The sequence below is a fragment of the Propionivibrio pelophilus DSM 12018 genome (genome assembly GCF_059569095.1).
Map to the genome: position 1 here is coordinate 1 of NZ_JCANUT010000112.1, position 3420 is coordinate 3420.

At 54.8% G+C, this 3420-nt stretch carries 3 protein-coding genes; all 3 read left to right on the forward strand.

The genetic code is table 11. The features are described 5' to 3' along the window. Positions 1-305 precede the first annotated feature (305 nt). The 3 genes from BO74_RS20740 to BO74_RS20750 all read left to right on the forward strand — a co-directional run bounded on the left by BO74_RS20740 (position 306) and on the right by BO74_RS20750 (position 3289). Positions 306-1325: a TRAP transporter substrate-binding protein gene (locus tag BO74_RS20740; protein ID WP_496445251.1), complete on the forward strand. Its 1020-nt coding sequence runs from the start codon at positions 306-308 to the stop codon at positions 1323-1325. Positions 1326-1424: 99 nt separating this feature from the next. Then, a complete protein-coding gene (locus tag BO74_RS20745; RefSeq protein ID WP_496445253.1) occupies positions 1425-1880 on the forward strand; it encodes a TRAP transporter small permease in 456 nt (151 codons plus the stop codon). A 119-nt stretch (positions 1881-1999) separates the two neighbouring features. Next, a complete protein-coding gene (locus BO74_RS20750; RefSeq protein ID WP_496445255.1) occupies positions 2000-3289 on the forward strand; it encodes a TRAP transporter large permease in 1290 nt (429 codons plus the stop codon). The last annotated feature ends 131 nt before the right edge of the window (positions 3290-3420 follow it).

Below are 3420 nucleotides of genomic sequence, written 5' to 3' on the forward strand. Positions count from 1 at the left end.
GGCTGGTATTCCGAAGCCAGCGTGCGCTCGATACAGGAGAAGGCCGGTCAGACCGCCGTCGAAATGCTGACGACCGGCATCCCGACCAACTGGGTTAATAAGTGGTAAGCCGGTGGTTTCGCGTAAGGGTTTTAAACAATCTTGACGTCGTCTAGTGAACGCTGTAGCGTTCGCGGCTTAGATGGATCGATCTAAATTTGAGCGAGATTAAAAAGAGTTGTACGTAGTAGGTGGTGGCTACCGAGGTTCGGATACACGAATCGAGGGGCAAATATCATTTGTGTCATTTGAGGAGGAAAAACGAAATGAAAAAATTTTCATTGTCGGTGGCATCGCTGGTGGTTGGCACGACGTTCGCGCTGACCAGTCTCGTCGCGCCAGCACAGGCGCAGGAAAAGGCCGTCAAGCTGAAAGCCGGTATCGGTTCCAGCCTGACCGGTAGCTCGCACGGTCTGGGTATCGCCAAGTTCAAGGAGTTGATCGAGAAGGAAACCAATGGCCGCATCAAGATGCAGTTGTTCCCAGACGGTCAGATGGGCAACGACAACTCGATGATGGATTCGTTGAAGATGGGCACGCTGGATATGATGGTGACCTCGTCCGCGCCGATCGCTAACACGACCAAGACCTTCCTGGTCTTTGACCTGCCGTTCCTGTTTACTTCGGAAAAAGTGGCTGACACGGTGCTTGACGGCCCGGCCGGACAGGAGATTCTCGATACGCTGAAGGGTACCGGTCTGATCGGCCTGGTCTTCTGGGAAAACGGTTTCCGTAACATCACCAACAGCAAGCGCGCGATCAACACTCCTGAAGACCTCAACGGGCTGAAGATTCGCACGATGCAAAACCCGATCCACCTCGACTCGTTCAAGGGCTGGGGCGCCAACCCGGTGCCGATGCCGTTCAACGAAGTGTTCACGGCGCTTGAGCAGAAGGTTATCGACGGACAGGAAAATCCGAACACCCTGATCTACGACGCCGGCTTCTACGAGGCCCAGAAGTATCTGTCGATCACCCAGCATTTCTATACCCCGTTCGTGCTGATGATCGGCCAGAAGACCTGGGACAAGCTGGGCGCCAACGATCAGAAGCTGATCCAGAAGATCGCTCTCGAAACCCGCGGTTACGAGCGCAAGGTTAACCGGGAGAACAATGCCAAGTACCTCGATCTGATGAAGAAGAAGGGCATCGAGATCAACGTGGTTTCGCCGGAGAACCTCGAGAAGTTCAAGGCCTCGGCCAAGGATATCTACGCGAAGTTCGCCAACGATATCGGCAAAGAGCGTCTGGACAAGGTCCTCGCTGAAGTTGCCAAGGTTAAGTAATAGGCTTTATTTGTCAGGCCAGGCAGGGCGCAAGGCGCTTTTCCTGGCCTTTCGTTCGGGCCGTTCTCGGGCCGAATCAGGAGGTTTAGGAGTTCTATCATGCTGCGTTTTTTCGATAAATTGCTGGCATTCGTCACCGCTTCTGCGATGGCGGCGATCGTGCTGATCGTGTTTGTTAACGTGGCCTTGCGTTACATCGTCAATACCGGGTTGACCTGGAGCGAGGAGATCGCCGTCAACCTGTTCGTGTGGGTTATTTTCCTTGGCGCCATCCTGGCCGGGTTGGAAGGCTTGCACATCAAGGTCGATATGCTGACCAAGAAGCTGCCGAAGGGAATGCAAAAGGTCTTCATTGTGCTGTCGAGCCTGTGTGTCCTGTTCGCCATGGGCGTGCTTATCGTTGGCGGTATCGATGTCGTGAAGGTGACCGACAAGAATATTAGTCCGGCAACCGGTCTTCCGTTCTCTTATGTGTCGGCTGCACTCGTCGTGTGCGCTGTCTGTCTCGTTTTCATCACCTTGTACAACATGTACAAGGAGCTTCGCGCCGATTGACCGCCTGAGGTCGTGTTACAGCGAACTAATCAGGTTCCAATCACGACTGGTACTCGGCGCAGCGTCACTCGATTTCCACAAATCTTATTGCGGTATGCCCATCAGGAAGGGGTAGCACGATGGAAGGTCTTTCCTTAATTTTCTTGTTTCTGGCTGCGTTGTTCGGCTTTCTTGCGATCGGGGTGCCGATTGCCCACACGCTGGTGCTCGTAGCCGTTTCCCTGCTTTTCGCGATCGATAATTTCGAGCCGCAGTTTGTCGCCCAGTCGGTCATCTATGGCGCGAACAGCTTTACCTTGCTCGCCATTCCGTTCTTTATTCTCGCCGGCGAGATCATGAGCTATGGCGGGATCTCCAAGCGGATTGTCCATTTTGTGGCCTGTCTCGTCGGCCACGTGCGCGGTGGTCTGGGCTACGTCGTGATCATCGCCAGCGTCATCTTCGCCGGCTTGTCCGGTTCGGCGGTTGCCGATGCCGCAGCGCTTGGCGCCATCCTCATTCCGATGATGGTGCAGATGGGCTACGACAAGGCGCTGTCGGTTGCGTTGATCTGCGCATCGGCAATGATTGCACCGATCATTCCACCGAGTATTCCATTCATTCTTTACGGCGTGGCTGGGCAGGTGTCGATCGGGCGCCTGTTCATGGCCGGGATCGTGCCGGGGCTGATTCTTGCCGGTGCGCTAATGAGTTTCTGGTTCTACCTCTCGAAGCGGAACAACTTCCCCGTCGGAAAAAAAGCGACCCGTGCCGAGGTGTTTGAGGCGCTCAAGAAATCTATCTTCGCGTTGTTCATGCCGCTCATCATTGTCGGTGGAATCCGCTTCGGTATCTTTACGCCTACAGAAGCCGGTTGTATTGCCGTGATGTACGCGTTCTTCATTTCCACAGTGATTTATAAGGAAATGGGTCTGAAGGATATCGGGCACGTCCTGGTTGCGACAGCGAAGACGACGGGTATGGTGCTGTTGGTCGCTTCGACGGCGAATGCGGCGGCATGGGTTGTTACGTCGGCTGCCGTGCCTCAGGCGATTGCCGAAGCCTTGTCCGGCTTCTCCGACTCTCCCTTGGCGCTGATGCTGGTGATCAACGTGTTCCTGATCGCGCTCGGGATGGTCATGGACCTGGTTCCTGCGATGCTGATCTTCACGCCGATTTTCATTCCGTTGATCAAGGCAGTGGGTATCGACCCCGTGTATTTCGGGGTGATCATGACGTTGAACCTGGTGATTGGTCTGATCACGCCGCCGGTCGGGACGGTGCTTTACGTCGGTTGCGGCGTGGCCGGGCTTTCGCTGGGCGAACTCGTTAAGAAACTGTGGCCGATTTTGCTGGTTGAACTGGCGGTGTTGGCACTCCTTATCGTCTTCCCGGCGATCACTCTGGTTCCGGTGAAGTGGTTTAGCTGATGGTTGTTTGAAGGTCTAACAATCAGGTTGTTCACGTTTGTTCAGGAGCAAGGAAATGGCATCGAAAGACAGGATGGCGGTACTGAGTGCGTTGATGGAGCAATCGGTGATCCCGGTGTTCTATCACCCGG

Excerpts from the sequence above, each read along its gene's own strand:
- BO74_RS20740 (WP_496445251.1), top strand. The coding sequence starts at position 306 with ATGAAAAAATTTTCATTGTCGGTGGCATCGCTGGTGGTTGGCACGACG.
- BO74_RS20745 (WP_496445253.1), top strand. The coding sequence starts at position 1,425 with ATGCTGCGTTTTTTCGATAAATTGCTGGCATTCGTCACCGCTTCTGCG.
- BO74_RS20750 (WP_496445255.1), top strand. The coding sequence starts at position 2,000 with ATGGAAGGTCTTTCCTTAATTTTCTTGTTTCTGGCTGCGTTGTTCGGC.